The organism is Vibrio sp. EA2, from assembly GCF_033042495.1.
Taxonomy (GTDB): Bacteria; Pseudomonadota; Gammaproteobacteria; order Enterobacterales; family Vibrionaceae; genus Vibrio.
On record NZ_JAWLID010000012.1, the window covers coordinates 1 to 14814 of the forward strand.

General features: G+C 43.0%; 17 protein-coding genes and 1 pseudogene. 3 read left to right on the top strand and 15 right to left on the bottom strand.

Annotated elements, in window-relative coordinates; genetic code table 11:
* Positions 1–255: 255 nt before the first annotated feature.
* The 8 genes from RXX31_RS19340 to RXX31_RS19375 all read right to left on the bottom strand — a co-directional run bounded on the left by RXX31_RS19340 (position 256) and on the right by RXX31_RS19375 (position 5098).
* On the bottom strand, positions 256–561 hold the full coding sequence (locus RXX31_RS19340) for an NIPSNAP family protein (protein WP_025572959.1): 306 nt from the start codon (positions 559–561) through the stop codon (positions 256–258).
* 173 nt (positions 562–734) lie between these two features.
* Entirely contained in the window at positions 735–1091 is a 357-nt protein-coding gene (locus RXX31_RS19345; protein WP_317591339.1) for a DUF6404 family protein, read from the bottom strand.
* Positions 1092–1325: 234 nt separating this feature from the next.
* Positions 1326–1697 (bottom strand): hypothetical protein, encoded by a 372-nt coding sequence (locus tag RXX31_RS19350; protein ID WP_317591341.1) that lies wholly within the window; start codon positions 1695–1697, stop codon positions 1326–1328.
* Between the two features lie 156 nt (positions 1698–1853).
* Complete coding sequence (locus RXX31_RS19355) at positions 1854–2195, bottom strand: hypothetical protein (RefSeq protein ID WP_317591342.1); 342 nt, start codon at positions 2193–2195, stop codon at positions 1854–1856.
* Positions 2196–2341: 146 nt separating this feature from the next.
* Complete coding sequence (locus tag RXX31_RS19360; RefSeq protein WP_317591343.1) at positions 2342–2794, bottom strand: GNAT family N-acetyltransferase; 453 nt, start codon at positions 2792–2794, stop codon at positions 2342–2344.
* A 141-nt stretch (positions 2795–2935) separates the two neighbouring features.
* On the bottom strand, positions 2936–3361 hold the full coding sequence (locus tag RXX31_RS19365) for a hypothetical protein (RefSeq protein WP_025543305.1): 426 nt from the start codon (positions 3359–3361) through the stop codon (positions 2936–2938).
* Positions 3362–3590: 229 nt separating this feature from the next.
* Positions 3591–4514 carry a hypothetical protein gene (locus RXX31_RS19370; protein ID WP_011150367.1) on the bottom strand — a complete coding sequence of 308 codons (924 nt, stop codon included), beginning with the start codon at positions 4512–4514 and terminating at the stop codon, positions 3591–3593.
* Positions 4515–4666: 152 nt separating this feature from the next.
* On the bottom strand, positions 4667–5098 hold the full coding sequence (locus tag RXX31_RS19375) for an NUDIX hydrolase (RefSeq protein ID WP_317591345.1): 432 nt from the start codon (positions 5096–5098) through the stop codon (positions 4667–4669).
* 926 nt (positions 5099–6024) lie between these two features.
* Between RXX31_RS19375 and RXX31_RS19385 the strand changes: the two genes are divergently transcribed.
* From RXX31_RS19385 to RXX31_RS19395, 3 genes are all read left to right on the top strand, one after another.
* Complete coding sequence (locus RXX31_RS19385; protein ID WP_317591346.1) at positions 6025–7374, top strand: tyrosine-type recombinase/integrase; 1350 nt, start codon at positions 6025–6027, stop codon at positions 7372–7374.
* A 142-nt stretch (positions 7375–7516) separates the two neighbouring features.
* A complete protein-coding gene (locus tag RXX31_RS19390) occupies positions 7517–8359 on the top strand; it encodes a hypothetical protein (RefSeq protein WP_317591347.1) in 843 nt (280 codons plus the stop codon).
* Between the two features lie 14 nt (positions 8360–8373).
* Complete coding sequence (locus RXX31_RS19395) at positions 8374–9147, top strand: hypothetical protein (RefSeq protein ID WP_317591348.1); 774 nt, start codon at positions 8374–8376, stop codon at positions 9145–9147.
* A gap of 249 nt (positions 9148–9396) precedes the next feature.
* Here the strand turns inward: RXX31_RS19395 and RXX31_RS19400 are convergent.
* The 7 genes and pseudogenes from RXX31_RS19400 to RXX31_RS19430 form a co-directional block, all read right to left on the bottom strand.
* Positions 9397–9639 (bottom strand): annotated as a pseudogene (locus RXX31_RS19400) (transposase DNA-binding-containing protein); the annotation flags it as partial.
* A 153-nt stretch (positions 9640–9792) separates the two neighbouring features.
* A complete protein-coding gene (locus RXX31_RS19405; protein WP_274056056.1) occupies positions 9793–10887 on the bottom strand; it encodes a glycerol dehydrogenase in 1095 nt (364 codons plus the stop codon).
* A 152-nt stretch (positions 10888–11039) separates the two neighbouring features.
* Positions 11040–11558 (bottom strand): LacI family DNA-binding transcriptional regulator, encoded by a 519-nt coding sequence (locus tag RXX31_RS19410; RefSeq protein ID WP_317591349.1) that lies wholly within the window; start codon positions 11556–11558, stop codon positions 11040–11042.
* Positions 11559–11577: 19 nt separating this feature from the next.
* Positions 11578–12519 (bottom strand): 1-phosphofructokinase, encoded by a 942-nt coding sequence (gene pfkB / locus RXX31_RS19415; protein ID WP_274056059.1) that lies wholly within the window; start codon positions 12517–12519, stop codon positions 11578–11580.
* A 184-nt stretch (positions 12520–12703) separates the two neighbouring features.
* Positions 12704–13297 carry an SIS domain-containing protein gene (locus tag RXX31_RS19420; protein WP_274056060.1) on the bottom strand — a complete coding sequence of 198 codons (594 nt, stop codon included), beginning with the start codon at positions 13295–13297 and terminating at the stop codon, positions 12704–12706.
* A gap of 2 nt (positions 13298–13299) precedes the next feature.
* Complete coding sequence (locus RXX31_RS19425; protein ID WP_317591350.1) at positions 13300–13770, bottom strand: heme-degrading domain-containing protein; 471 nt, start codon at positions 13768–13770, stop codon at positions 13300–13302.
* Positions 13767–14810 carry a Gfo/Idh/MocA family oxidoreductase gene (locus RXX31_RS19430; protein ID WP_317591351.1) on the bottom strand — a complete coding sequence of 348 codons (1044 nt, stop codon included), beginning with the start codon at positions 14808–14810 and terminating at the stop codon, positions 13767–13769. Before RXX31_RS19430 ends, RXX31_RS19425 begins: the two co-directional genes overlap by 4 nt.
* Positions 14811–14814: the final 4 nt, after the last annotated feature.

Here is a 14814-nt window from a genome sequence, read left to right on the forward strand (position 1 = left end):
AGCGAAAACTCCGCATATAGTGCCACCGGAAAGAACGTGAAAGGCACATTTGACCAGGTGTAAAGCTAGGAAAAGAAACCGATAAACTCCGAAAATTTTACTGTTGATGCCCATCCAGTACTAACGCCGCGTTAAGTAGTGAGCAACGCTGACCACCTAACCTAAACCATTGCACCGTAGACACAAAACTCGACTTGAACTGAAAATGCCGAGCGTTGCGAATCTGCCTTAAACGCTTTGTTATGCGTAGCTTCTTTAACCGAGCACAGGTCTAAAAAAGCTGCGCTCATAGCTGATAATGCAGTCCACTTTATCGGCAAACTCGAAAGCTTTAATACATTCAGGGTCATTTTGAGACTTAGTACGATAGTCTTCATAAGCTGACAAACTTTCAAACGTAAAAAGAGCCAAAGCTACATTGTTTGCGCCTTCAGATGGCAGAAAGTAGCCATTGTGTTGACCGCCAAACTTCTCAACAAGTGGAATCCACATTCTGGCGTATTCTTCGAATTCATTGACCTTCTTTGGATCAATTACATACCTGACGTAACAAGTAATCATAAACATTAACTCCTTCTAATTGCTTGATTTTGTGGGCTACGCATAACGCCGCGTTAAGTGGTGAGCAACGCAGACCACCAAACCTAAACCATTGTGCTGTAAACACTTAAGCCGAAAAAAAACCAAAACTGCCAAGCGTTGTGAATCCGTCTTAAACGCTTTGTTATGGCGCTTTACTTGTAGTGTTGATGACACCATTTTTCCCAGTTTGTTTCACCCAAAAGCTTTCGAGCCTTAATAGTGCGAAATACGTTGATAAGTCCCATACAAATGCCAAATAGAGATGATGATACAAGATAAGTTACCCAATTTTCTGGCTCTGAATGCCAAAAAAACACCCACATCAACGCCCCCCATAGTAGCCCCATAAATAAACCATGTGTTATGAGTATTTTTGCAGGCGATTGAAAAACTAAAGGTTTCTGAGAAGGGTCTTTGTATTTAGACCAAATAAATGCAGTTGGCTTAGTTAAATCTGCTGGAACACCCTTCTCAATTAAGTGCTTTTGAATGAATTCTGCCTTATCCATCTTCACCTCACTATGCGTACGCCAATTTGAATTCTAAGGCTTTAGCACAATTTATCGAGAATGGTGATTGAAGTGCTGCGACTGACTTCAAAGCCTGACTGCGCCATAACGCCGCGTTAAGTAGTGAGCAACACTACCACCTTACTTAAACCATTGTGCCGTAAACACTAAAGCTGATTCAAACCAAAAATGCCGAGCGTTGCGAATCTGCCTTAAACGCTTTGTTAGGTGTTTTTATACCGTTGATTCTCTTACATAAACATCTGAGCGCTCATTAACTTTACCTAAACGGACTAACCTAGAAGCAATAGAGCCTTTTGTCCTTTTATGAGCATTTGATAACTCATCAATACTTAAACCTGAGTCAAACCCTTTAGACAGCATTTCATCTTCGTCTGACTTCCACGGTTTACCAGCATTCTCGGGTAAATCGGATTTGCGCTTCTCTGCAGCAATTGATGCTTCGAGTTTTTGCTTTGCCACACACAAAGCTCGAATTATTTGTGGTTGGTTGAAACAACTTTCATCCGATAAATCTTCACCAGTTTCAGGGTTAACTCCGTCTGATAACGCTGAAATAATTTCTAATGCTTTAATCATTTCCATAATTTTTCCTCTAGCACTAACGCCCTGTAACACCTAACGCCTTGTTAAGGGGTGAGCAACGCAATACCGATGCCGCTGCATGCCACCTTAATCACTAAAACCAACGCATAGTAAAAATGCCACGCGTTGCGAATCCCTCTTGAACAATTTGTTAGCTTAAATTATGTAGCACCAAGCCAGACCAGCCCAAAACAGAATATTCAATGTCCAGACCATCACACTCTGAACTGGAAGCATATGAAAAACTAACTGGGGACATGCTTTTAGCTCACTTGGAGAAAACAGCATTTGAGGTTGAAAATCCCAACTAGTAGCTAAACGACAGCCTCGTTTGAATCGAGGATGATTAACCAAATATTCCGCGTAGGATGAATAAATTGTCCACAAGCCCAAAAAGCCAAATAACTCAATTAGAGAGATCACTTCTAAGCTAAATGGCAATAATGAAGGTCCACCAATGAGTATAATTGCCGCAAATATCAATTTTCTGTTTCTCATTACACATCCTTGTTAATGATTTAAGCTAACGCCCAATTAAGGGGTGAGCAACGCAACCACCCAAACCTAAAGCCTTGTTCCATAAACACTTAATTTGAAGTAGAACCAAAAATGCCAAGCGTTGGGAATCCCTCTTAAATTGTTTGTTAGTGCTCTTTACCCAGGACCATAATCTGATAATCAGACAAAGAAAATCCTGACTTTTCGTAAGCTCGCTTGGCAACAACATTGTCTTTATGTACGTATAGCCTCAGTTCTAAACCGCCTTCACGATACATTTCTGACTCTACACATCTGATCAACTCGCTCATTAAACCTTTGCCTCTATGTTCGGGCCTTAGGTACATGCTTTGAATCCACCAATAATAGCCAGCATTCCAATCGCTCCATTCTCTTATCGAGGAAACACTACCTATCGGAATATCATTTTCATCAGTCATAACCCAATAACTTGCAACATCGCGGTCACGAAGTGCGGCTTCTATACCACGCTTTAGAGTTTCGGGTATCTTGACAGCATTCTCAGCTTCACGAGCTTCTTCTGAAGTGAACTCGACTAAAAATGACAAATCTCGTAACTCTGCTTTTCGTATATTCAAACTATTTCCTCTCATAGAGCACTAACGCCGCATTAAGTGGTGAGCAACGCAGACAATTACACTTAACGCATTGTGCCGTAAACACTTAAGTCGAAGCAAACCGAAAATGCCGAGCGTTGGGAATCCGTCTTAAATGCTTTGTTATGTTCGGTGTTTTTTCACCTCTGATCTTAATAGGACAATGTGAGCAGCCGATATTGCCGCGATAATAAGTGGGACAAATACAGAAAAGAGTGACGTAAAAATGTATATTTGAGACATCATTAGTTTTTCACCGATACTGCCACTATGTGTCCAACCAGCCAGATGACCATCTGCAAAAAGCCCAAATGAACCATAATAATAAATTGGGTACATTAATGCTGACTCTTTCCAATAGCCTTTCTGCAAGTACTTAATTGAAATGCCAGAAATCAGGTATGCTAGTAAAACGCCAAACACAATGAACATAAAGTCTGATGGATATTTGAAAGCTGTCCCTAAAAAACCACCTTTTGACACTAAACCCGCGATAACCATTCCTAAAATGAACATAATCACAGCGTTTGTTAATTTTAACTCTTTCATATGCTCCTCCACTCGAACAGTATGAAAGAGTCTTAGACGGCAATTGTATGTAAAAGCCCCAAACTCGACCCATATCTACTTTTTAGTGATGAGAACATAACGCCGCGTTAAGTAGTGAGCAACGCGAAACCACCTAACCTAAACCTTAACACCGTAAACACTGAACCCAACTTAAAATGTAAAAGCACCAAGCGTTGGGAATCTGCCTTAAACGCTTTGTTATGTGCAACTATGTGTAGCCATAAATTTTTCCATTTCTGTCAGTATCAAAAAACACCAATTCACTCTCCTCTTCTCCTATATTCTGAGAGAGAGTTCTGAAATGTTCTAAAACTCCCGCCGAATGGTGAATATCAACAAATTGGAAAATAGAAATGGCTGAGTGCACAACTGAATATTGACTAGCATTTGATACAGGTAAAAACTGTAAAGCGCTAATAACTTCTTTATTAATTCCTTGTTGAGCTTTTAAGCAGCCCAGCTTTTCCCATTTATAGCCTAAAGATACTTTTGATAAGGCTGACATGCATAGCAGATTGATTTGAAATGCTCGCTCAGTGAAGTCAGATATTTGCGTTTCACTTAGGAATTTAACTTCATCATCATAAATAGCGAACAAATCTTCTTTCAAGCCCTTATATATGCCAAGTGAACGAACTAAATCACTATAAACACTTAGTATAAACTCCATGTCCACCTCTAGGCTTCCACTGGACAAAGAAGCAGAAGGGAATAGATTTTGATACAGCACATCCACAGATATCTGTTTGTCGATATTCTGAACATAGTCTTTAAAATGACTGTAATGTTCGAGATAGTTTTTCTTTTTGTTTTCACCGTATGCTAATTGCAACTGCTTTTGGGCGTTCTTTAATTGAAGATTTGTCTTTTCAATTTGTAATGATGTTTGCTTCGTACCATGAATTCTCCCCACAAGAACACCCAAAGGGATTGAAAGCGTGCTAACAGCTAAAGGAAGCTGACTTAGTTCCATAAAACGACTGTAAGCGGGAGCTGAAAACTCCAATGTATACTCACTCCACAAAGGAATTCCCAACCCGACAGCTAACAGTACGGGAAACAACACAGCTATCCAAAATATAGGCTGACGATCCAAGCCTAAATTTGGATTCAGTTTTAACTTATTAATCATAGTACCTCTTGATCAATTGTTGGCACTTGCACATAACGCCCAATTAAGGGGTGAGCAACGCTACCACCCAACCTAAAGCATTGTTCCATAAACACTAAATTGGAAGTAGAACCAAAAATACCAAGCGTTGGGAATCCCTCTTAAATTGTTTGTTATATGCACAGAATTTCGACTTGCTTAATGGCGTCAAAGAATACTTTATGACACTTAAAATCGGGCTTACTTCCTACTTTATGCCAGAAGAAATTAAACTCATGCCCACCATCATCTTGAGTAAAGAAACTCCAGCTATTCGGTAGTTCTTGGTCTATTTCACAAAGCACAAAATGCCACAGTTGATTTTGAAAACCGCTTTCCCAGCAGTCGAGATAGTGAGCACTTGATACACTAGATAACCCAGATTCTTCTTCTAGCTCTCTCAAAGCTGCACTTTCAATAGAAATATCCGACGGCTCTAGTGTTCCTTTAACAAGTTGAACCTCAGCTAATGGATGTTCAAACAACAGTAACTCACGATAGTTTCCTGATTTTCTGAGCACTACAGGGCAGACTTTTACTTCCCTTTTTCGGATTCTTTTTTCCACTGAACTCTCCCGTGCATATAACGCCCTGTTAAGGGGTGAGCAACGCAATACCTAAGCCGCTGCATACCACATTAAACACTAAAACCAACGCATAGTAAAAATGCCACGCGTTGCGAATCCCTCTTGAACAGTTTGTTAGTTTGCAAACCCAAAGGGCTGATTTTACGTTGTTTTAAACTTTGCAAACAATAAACTTTATGTGTTTTGATGCACTTAAGTCAGGCGTAGTCTCAAAGCGGCTAGTCAATGAAACCACGTGGAACAAACAACGCCGCAGAAAACGAACTCACAACACCAAAAAGCGCTTTTGAAAAACCAATCTCACAATGCGGACTTTCAACAAAGCCACTGAAACCACGTGAACTTACCACACCAGAGAAAACGCCATTTCAGCGAGTAAATCGGCTTTTGTACCAACAAACTCAAAGAGCAGAGTTTCAGCAAAAAAGTTCAACTCAGTTAACCCAAAAGTCGCCGCACCAAAGAACAAATCAACCGTTGAAACGATGCCAATTTTGGATTTTTACCACGTTAATTAACACTGAAATTGAACGCCGATACGACAATTTCAACTTTGAGCCTTTACACTAGATCTTGCGATATAGCTGCGTTTTTCCTCTTGCAAACTAACGCCCTGTTAAGGGGTGAGCAACGCAATACCGAAGCCGCCGCAACCACCTTAAACACTAAAACCAACGCATAGTGAAAATGCCACGCGTTGCGAATCCCTCTTGAGAATTCCTAGACACGACTCACTAGGTCTCACCAACTCTTACATAACAACCTAACCAGTTGATTTAAAATAGAATCATACTCTTTCATAATCATTATTTCTCACTACATCTCACAGCTCTAGTACCCCCTTGCGTACCCCTAAACCGATTGATAAGTTCAGGGGACATACACAAATAAAGGAGGGTAACAGCATGGCTGCTATCTTTAAATTATCAGACACAAAAATTAAAAATGCAGAGCCAACTGATAAAGAATACACGCTATCGGATGGTGGAAACCTTTACTTAAGAATACGTAATAATGGCTCTAAAAACTGGTTATTTATCTACACAGACTCTAGCACAAAAAAACGTAAGAAAATCGGACTTGGTTCATACCCTAGCCTAGCACTCGCCGAAGTCCGAAAAATAGCAGAAAAGCTTCGTGAACAGATGGCAAATAACATTGACCCGAAAATCTATCGTGATAAGCAAAAACTTGACGGTGCCATTGTCAGTGAGCTTACCTTTGAGTCGGTAGCCGAGCTTATGCTTGAACGAGACGAAGGAAAAGAGACGACTACTCGCAAAAAGTTACTTGAAGAAGCTCAAAAGGAAGCAGAAATTAATGGTACAGATTTTGGTGAAGAAGAAATCAAGCGCATTATGAATAAGGTGAGAACAAGTCATCGAAAGCGCTTGTTCTTGAAGCGTCATTTATACCCAAAGCTAGGCCACATACCGCTGAGCTTTATTACCACAACCGCCGTAATTGAAGTCATCAAACCACTTCAAGCAAAAGGACAACTAGAAAACGTAAAACGCGCTTGTACTTTTGTTAATCAAGTCATGTATTTTGCTCTTAATAGAAACTATATCAAGAGTAACTGCTTAGCATATATCAAACATGAGTTTGTTAAACCAAAAGTAACGCATATGCCCGCTGTCCCTCCAAATGAGTTAGCAGAGGTAATGGCTACCATGTCAAACCACAATATGAAATTAGTCACTCGCTGCGCGTTTGAAATGCAACTGCACACGATGACACGTGCGTTTGAACTCGCCGCGATGCGATGGTGTGACATTGACTTTAAGTTGAAGCTTTGGACGGTGCCTAAGTTTTACACTAAAGGTGGGCGTGAGCATCTCGTTCCCCTGAACGAATACACGCTTGGCTTATTGGCGTTTATGAGGCCTATTTCAGGGGACCAGGCGCATGTATTTCCGTCTGATAAACAGAACACTAAATTTCCACACATTAGTCCATATGCAGTGAATTCATCATTAAATCTCACCACGTTAAAAGGACGCTTAGTCAGCCATGGGTTCCGAGGCATCGCAAGCACCTACCTCAACGAGAGCACTAACTTCAAAGTAGATGCCATCGAAATGTGTCTTGCTCATTTGGATGCAAATTCTACTCGTGCCTCATACAACAGTGCGTTGTATCTCAATGAGCGATATGAGATTCATCAGTACTGGAGTGAATATATCGTCGAATCGACAGGTAAATACTATTCCATTGCAGGACAGTACCGTACCGAGTGTAGACGGAGCGCGTGATAACCCACCTCTACCTGAGGTATTACTGCTGAGCCTAAACGGCTTAGCTCCAACTAATTAACTCACCGTCACTTATGACACCCTCAACCAGTTTAGGGTGCAGCTTTCTGCACCCTAAATTCAGCTAAGAAGGATAGTCTTCATGTCGCATTCACACTTACATCAAACTCACTTAAGCCAATTAGAAGTGAAACCCATCAGCGAACATCCACGCTTTGGTGAAATGCAAACACTGCACCGTTTACGTCGAAAGGGACGCCAAACCGTGACTCATCAAAATGAAAACATCGGAATAAAACAACACCACCAGCTTCGCGCCCATCATATCTCCACCAATCAGCATGGCATTTATCAAGTCAAAATCACTCCGCCATTATCCTTAAGAATCTCAGGCCACACTAGGTCTCATTATTTTGTGGCACTGAAAACAGATGAACCGCAACATGCAATAAGCAGAGCGAAAGCAGTGTTCTTACAAGCTAAATGCTTTTTCCAAAACATCCCCCATGACCTTCCCGACTTTCTGTCATTGAGTCAGCAATTATTAGTGCAAATCCATTTAATGGCTAAACATTTTCCTGTGATTCGTGCTTACAAACACAAACCGTCAACAGACGATTTCCCAACTTTGCCCCCTCTCGACTTGAGCATTGCAGAAGAGGACATTCGTTTTCCATACTTCAGCTGGTTAAATGAATTGATGGAAGAGCGCGAGCATTCAGGGATGTCTCGATTCAGGCTCAATCAGATTGCAGACTACCTTCATCAGTTTTTACGCTTCGTTGATGGCAACCACTCCAACAGCAATGGAAGGTTATACATACAGACGCGAGACATTCGCCAATATCGTAAGGCACTCTGCCAATCGAACATATGCCACAAAGAGCAAAAACAGCGTATCGACGCCATTCGTTTTTACTTCCGCTGGCTGACCTATCGAGGCTATGACACTACCCCAATACTGACACGTCCCCTTTTCTCTTAATTAGGAGTTTAACCATGATGATGACTAACCCAATACGCCTCAGCGTCATTTCTGCACTCGATGACGGTCTGGCTTACTCCCACTCAGACTACTTTGCACCGCTTCTGATGCAAGGCATCAGTGCCGTGGACATCGGTCTAATTGAACTGGTCACCACGATATTACGCACTGAACCGTATCTCAATGAAACTGACCTGCTCGAACGTGGGGTGAGCCAAAAACAAATCCAACGGACGTTGGGTGGTTTTGACAACTTCAAGCAACTGTTGAAGATTGATGATTATTGTTTTAGCGATTTACTGCGAGATAACAAATGGGATATTAACCACGGCATTACGCTCTCGTACTTCCAATACCAGAAATTTTATCAAGATATACGCAGAGACTACATTCAAGGCCATATTGCTGACATGCACCCAAATTTATCGGTGTTACTCAATGAGGATTTCTCAATTCACTCCGTTCCTATCACCCGAAGCCATTACGCCACCGTTCCCGCTACAGACGTCGAAGCAGCGGCGGTGAGTTTTGCTTTACTGTTCCGCGACTACGAGTTTATTGATTATGACGAATCGAAATCGCTCCTGACTTTACAAGCGCATCGTCGCGATAAAGCCGCCGTCATAGAGGTGCGCTGCCTCGCTTCGAAATTTTGTCAAAACACCGCCGCTGGGATTTGTGTAGTGGATGACGCTCAAGCCATGACTAAGCTCAGAAATCAGAGAAAAATTCTTGATTTTAAAACCCTGATTGAGAGAAATACACGTAACACCACAATACCAAATTAGGTTCCTTGAACGCCTCAAACATCGCATTAGAACTAGAGATACAGCTTTCTTGCAGGAAAGCTGTTTAAACTATCTTTTTCGAAATAATGGCACGCTGATTGCCTCTGAGCATAGAGCCCCATTTCAGAAAGCAGTATCAGCAAGAAAACAACAATACTGAACGCCCTCCAATAATTGTGCGACTAATTACTATTAGACTCGATTTGAAGCCATCCTCGTTTCGGAGCCTGACGTTTGTTACACTAAAGTCTCTTGTACTGTGACATAAAAGCCAGCTTCTGCGATATCTTCTGTTTTGATTTGCTCATTACGGATAAAGCGATAAGCCCCTTCCATATCAGCAGAGTAGATTATGAGTTTCGAGACTGGTACGCCAGGTTGCTCGGCAAGTGAGGCTGCTAGAGCAACGAGTCTTTGCGTGCGTCTTAAGTTATTGAGGTGGGCTTGACCGAATTGCTTCTGTGCCCGAAGGGTCGGTTCTATATAGATCATGAAACATAGAATTAGTTCAAGAATGTCCCCAAGCCATGGCTTGGGGACTTGTGTATAAGAGACAGCTAAAAGTAGAGCCTCATCTCGTTCACAAGTAAGATGAATAGATTAAATAGTAGTTAATACCGCTAGAATATCGATTGTGTTTTGTTCTTATTGGTTAGCTTTACGCCGACGTCCTTCTGCGTTGGCAGACTTAATTGCCGCAACAACAGAATCCACATTGATTGGGTTAGGTTCGTTGTGAATCGTTTCACCTTGTGCACACGCTGCTTGTGCAATGCGAAGTAAATCCTCATCTTCAACACTCTCCAAGCCAATATCCGCTAAAGTAGTCGGCAAACCAACTATCTCGCAGAACTGATAGACCTTCGCGATAGTCTGCGGATCTTTACCGGTTAGAAACAGTGAAGTGAGAACTCCAAACGCAACCTTTTCACCATGCAAATATTGATGGGTAGGCTCTAAGACAGTTAGACCATTATGAATAGCGTGTGATGCAGCAAGACCACCGCTTTCAAAGCCCAAACCGCTAAGTAGTGTGTTAGCTTCAACCACACGTTCAAGTGCCAACGTTACGACCCCTTCATCATTGGATACTTTGGCCAATTGACCGTACTCAAGCAAAGTGTTGTAACAGAGTTCAGCCAGTGCATACGCTGACATCGAGCCTAGTCGACCCGTCATATTGGTGGAAAAGCTTTGCTGACATGACTGGGCTTCAAACCACGTTGCTAGTGCATCGCCCATTCCAGCGACGAGCAAGCGGGTTGGTGCTTTAGCAATAACTTCACTATCGACTAAAACAAGGTTAGGGTTTTGTGGCAGAATCAAATAACGATCGAATTCACCCTGCGGTGTATAAATAACCGAAAGCGCGCTACATGGCGCATCGCTGGCAGCGAGAGAAGGTACAACAGCGACCGCTACTTCAGCAAAGTGCGCGACTGCTTTAGCTGTATCAATGGTTTTCCCGCCACCAAGACCCGCTACAAACTGTCCACCTCTGCTCTTTAAGCGATCGACTAATCGAGAAATCTCTTGATCACAACACTCTCCAGAAAAAGAGACTATATCCACCTCCACTTGGCTTAAATGGAATTCAAACTCGGGCAAGATATTGTCATACACAAACGGGTCGCAAATGATCAAACCTTTGTCTCCAAACCGTTGAAGCTCTTCACCAAGAAGTTTTCTTGCACCTTTACCTTGAACATAGCGTCCAGGAAATACTGTCGTTGTGATCATAATTCACCTCTACTTATGATAATGATTTAAATACTGTTTCTACTTCCATTTGAACAACAAATTCATCCTGCGGGAATAGTACAAATCTTCACTCGATAGTATTTTTGAACACTAATTTGTGTTCTGTGACACAGCTGTTATTAGGAATAATGCTATCCAATTGACCGCTTTAGAATAGCGAAGTCACTGCTATTTTCCTTTTTACGAATAGTAGCTTCCATCAACTTAATGGTCTGTTGGTCTGCTCTTGGATATTGCACTTGCACCTCAGTTTGTAGGCCTAACTCGTTTTGTTTTTGAGTTATCAAGACCGCAACATCGACGTGCAGCAACATATCGCGATACAAATCTTCCGCACTCGTATCTGAGGATTCACTGCAGCTGACGAGAAGACGATACCCAAGTTCTCGGGAGAGTTTTTCTATTCTCGCCAAACATGTCATTGCCTTTGGCTCGTAAAGGTTAGGTAATACAACGCCAACCAGTTGACTTCGGCCGCCACGTAACGCTCTAGCAGTAATATGAGGTCGATAGTTATGCTGCTCAGCTAATGCCCATACTTTGTTCTGCGTGGGTAAACTGATTCGATATTGGTCACCTTTGCCGCTTAATATATAACTCGCCGTCGTTTTAGACACTCCAGCTAACTTAGCAAGATCACTTAATGTCATACTTGGCCCCATATGTCATTTACAACACGTATTGCCGTACAAGAACTTGCTTGAGCATTTCATCAAGTAAATTAATCGAGGCAACGCCAACCCCCACTTGAGATACCGCCAAGGCTCCTATCGCTGTCGCACTCGCAATCTGCCTGTGTGGATTGTCAAACTGACTCGCCCAACAGAATGCCGCGACCACAGAGTCACCAGCCCCAACGGTGCTGACAGGTTCAACCGTCGGAGGCGTCGAAAGTAATACTTCTGTTTCAGTCGCCCAAATTACCCCTTTCTCACCCATAGAAATTAGAACATTATCAATACCAAACTCTACTAACTCTTGGGCGGCAGTGACGCCATCCTCGATTGAGTCAACTGCACGGCCAAGAAGTTCAGAGGCTTCTACTTCGTTAGGCTTAATCAACCAGGGCTGGGCAGAAACACCCGCTTTGAGCATGGCTTTACTGCTATCAAGAACGACCTTTTTGCCGAGATGTTTTAGTTCTTGCATCCAACTAGTAACTACGCTTTCATCAATATTTTCAGGCAGGCTACCGGCGAAAATAAACCCGTCATGGTCGCTAGCCAGCTCTAAAAGCTTGCGATGAAGCCGTTCGATATCATTAGGCAATACGAAAAAGCCACCAAAATTAATGTCGGTTGTTTCTCCGTTACTAGCGTGGACTTTGATATTGGTTCGGTTGGTCCCATCCACGCTAACAAACTGCGCATCTAGCCCACTAGCGTCAAACATCTCATCAAACAACTCTTGATTGTTGTGGCCAAGGAACCCTGTCAAAGTGACTGATGCACCAAGATCTGACATCACCTTAGCGACATTTATCCCTTTGCCGGCGGCGCAGCGGTGCTGCTCTTTGACGATATTAACTTGATTAACCGAAAAATCTTCCGCTTCAGCAGACAGGTCTATCGCAGGATTTAGAGTCACGCTAACCCATTTTATCGGATTCAAATTGCCCTCCTTATATGGAATATACTTGGTTAAGGAATCTCAACCTCAAGGGGCAAGCGCCCCAAAGCATGAATTGTTATGGATTTGTAAATAGTTTAAGTTATCAACGCGCTGCGATATGTAGGTTAGATGTTCGATAAACTAGAGAAATGTGCGATCTTGCTAATATTGAGATGTCACGCAATCAATTGTTGTTGGTTCGCGACGCTCTTCCTAAGTAGCCGCCGTGGTGCCTAAGGCCGTACTCTTTTTTGGTAAACCCTTTTGCTTGTGAAACAGACACTGAAATCGCATCGCAAATCGCCAGCATCACGGCGATTGTGGTTGTAGGTGCTAGGTTTAGGTGACACGCCTCTTTGTGCTGCCCCATGTTTAGCACATATTCACAATGCGCTCTAAGCTCTGAGTCTGGATGCGAGGTAATACCAACAATGTGTCGGACGCCAAGGTGGCGAGCCAACTCTAAGATCTCAATCACCTCACGCGATTTACCACTGGTTGAACAGGCGATAAGGATATCGTTGCTATTGACGATGCCAAGATCACCATGAGCGGCTTCCGCTGCGTGGAGGAACACAGCCGGACTACCCGTTGAACTTAACGTCGCAGCCATCTTTTTTGCAATCAATCCCGCCTTACCTATCCCAGTGGTAATGACTTTACTGTCACACTCTAAGATTAGCCTTACCACCTTCTCGTAGTTATCATCAACTTCGATACTAGCAATAGCAGCCGCTTCTTGGGCGATTACATCACGTGCCCTTTGTAATATGTCCATAGTTACACCCTTTCACCTGCCAGATACTCAGTAATGGTATCTACCACTAACTTGTGATCTTCATACTGAGGAAGGCCAGATACTGAGATAGAACCAACCACACCTACGCCTCGAATAATCAAAGGAAAACTACCACCGTAGGGAGCAAACTCTTTGGCATCCACTAAGGATGCTTGATCAATGGTTTTGCCTTTTGCCTTGTAGTATTGACCCATATACCAAGAGCTATGCTCGTAACGGTCGACCACATTGCGCTTGCGCTCAATCCAACATTGATTGTCACGAGCCGTGTCAGGCATGGCAAAACTAAACAAACGATGGCCGTTACGGACGATCTCGATCGCTACGTTGACCTGTTTCGCCTCAGCACGGCTTTTAATCAAGCTGCCCAGCTCCCAGGCATTTTGGTTGTTAAACGCTTCGAACTGTAGTTCCGCTTCTTGCGCCAACAGTTGGTTTAGATCGGTAATCATAGTAGCTCCTGTAATTTCACTCGACGCTTCTCTTTAGCACTTAAATAAGCCGCTTCTATCACAGCAATAACACTTAAAGCTTCTTGTGCTGGAACGGACTCAGGATGACCGTGACGAATAGTATCGGCCAATTGATGATAGAAGTTTTGATAACAACCGAGTTCGGTCGCAATAAGACTCTTAACACCGTTTACATCTGTATACTGACCATAAAGATCTTCGCTTTCGCTACCCCAACCTGGAGTGCTCGGCCCTTTCTTCTCGCGCAGGAAGTCCTCTTGGCTGTCCATGCCATATTTAATCAAGCTGCCATTGTTGGCAAAAATCTGGAATCTTGGCCCTTCTGTCGTGCTCAAGCAGTTGCCATGGACAATCACTTCGCGCTCAGGATAGTGGAGCACTAAGTGAAAGTGGTCGACAGCCTCTGCTCCCAGTCTCTGATTACGCAATATGCCTGTCACCTCATCTGGGGTGCCAAACAGCGCGATGGATTGATCGATTAAATGTGCGCCTAAATCATAAAGAATGCCGGCGCCAGGAACGTCTTGTTCTCGCCAACGAACTTTGACCTCTGGGCGATATCGGTTGTAGCTGGAATAAAAGGTATGAATACCTTCGAGCTTGCCTTCACTAATCAGCTTTTTGATAGTGATAAAGTCGCCATCAAACCGACGACTTTGATAAACCGTCAGTACCTTGCCCGAGGTAGCCTGAATATCTAGCAGCGCTTTACCCTCTTGGTATGACACGGAAAACGGCTTTTCTACCACCACATGCATACCCGCTTGTAGTGATGCCATAGCCTGTGGCACATGTAAGTGATTAGGTGTCGAGACCACGACAAGTTCAATGTCGGCGCGTTCAAGCATGGTTTCGAGGTTCGGATAAACCTCTGCATTAGGAAGTTGAGCTTTTACTTTCTCTTCGTTGCTAGAGACAACCGCCTTAAGCTCGTACTGTGGACAATCGCTGATAATTGGCGCTTGAAAACACTGCCCCGAAATACCGAAGCCAACTAAACCGACTTTAATTGTTTCCATCAAA

What these genes read in the sequence shown, in the direction of transcription:
- RXX31_RS19395 (WP_317591348.1), top strand. Translation starts at nt 8,374, where the DNA reads ATGATGATGACTAACCCAATACGCCTCAGCGTCATTTCTGCACTCGAT.
- RXX31_RS19345 (WP_317591339.1), bottom strand. Translation starts at nt 1,091, where the DNA reads ATGGATAAGGCAGAATTCATTCAAAAGCACTTAATTGAGAAGGGTGTT.
- RXX31_RS19365 (WP_025543305.1), bottom strand. Translation starts at nt 3,361, where the DNA reads ATGAAAGAGTTAAAATTAACAAACGCTGTGATTATGTTCATTTTAGGA.
- RXX31_RS19340 (WP_025572959.1), bottom strand. Translation starts at nt 561, where the DNA reads ATGATTACTTGTTACGTCAGGTATGTAATTGATCCAAAGAAGGTCAAT.
- RXX31_RS19405 (WP_274056056.1), bottom strand. Translation starts at nt 10,887, where the DNA reads ATGATCACAACGACAGTATTTCCTGGACGCTATGTTCAAGGTAAAGGT.
- RXX31_RS19430 (WP_317591351.1), bottom strand. Translation starts at nt 14,810, where the DNA reads ATGGAAACAATTAAAGTCGGTTTAGTTGGCTTCGGTATTTCGGGGCAG.
- RXX31_RS19355 (WP_317591342.1), bottom strand. Translation starts at nt 2,195, where the DNA reads ATGAGAAACAGAAAATTGATATTTGCGGCAATTATACTCATTGGTGGA.
- RXX31_RS19370 (WP_011150367.1), bottom strand. Translation starts at nt 4,514, where the DNA reads ATGATTAATAAGTTAAAACTGAATCCAAATTTAGGCTTGGATCGTCAG.
- RXX31_RS19385 (WP_317591346.1), top strand. Translation starts at nt 6,025, where the DNA reads ATGGCTGCTATCTTTAAATTATCAGACACAAAAATTAAAAATGCAGAG.
- RXX31_RS19425 (WP_317591350.1), bottom strand. Translation starts at nt 13,770, where the DNA reads ATGATTACCGATCTAAACCAACTGTTGGCGCAAGAAGCGGAACTACAG.
- RXX31_RS19350 (WP_317591341.1), bottom strand. Translation starts at nt 1,697, where the DNA reads ATGGAAATGATTAAAGCATTAGAAATTATTTCAGCGTTATCAGACGGA.
- RXX31_RS19390 (WP_317591347.1), top strand. Translation starts at nt 7,517, where the DNA reads ATGTCGCATTCACACTTACATCAAACTCACTTAAGCCAATTAGAAGTG.
- RXX31_RS19410 (WP_317591349.1), bottom strand. Translation starts at nt 11,558, where the DNA reads ATGACATTAAGTGATCTTGCTAAGTTAGCTGGAGTGTCTAAAACGACG.
- RXX31_RS19420 (WP_274056060.1), bottom strand. Translation starts at nt 13,297, where the DNA reads ATGGACATATTACAAAGGGCACGTGATGTAATCGCCCAAGAAGCGGCT.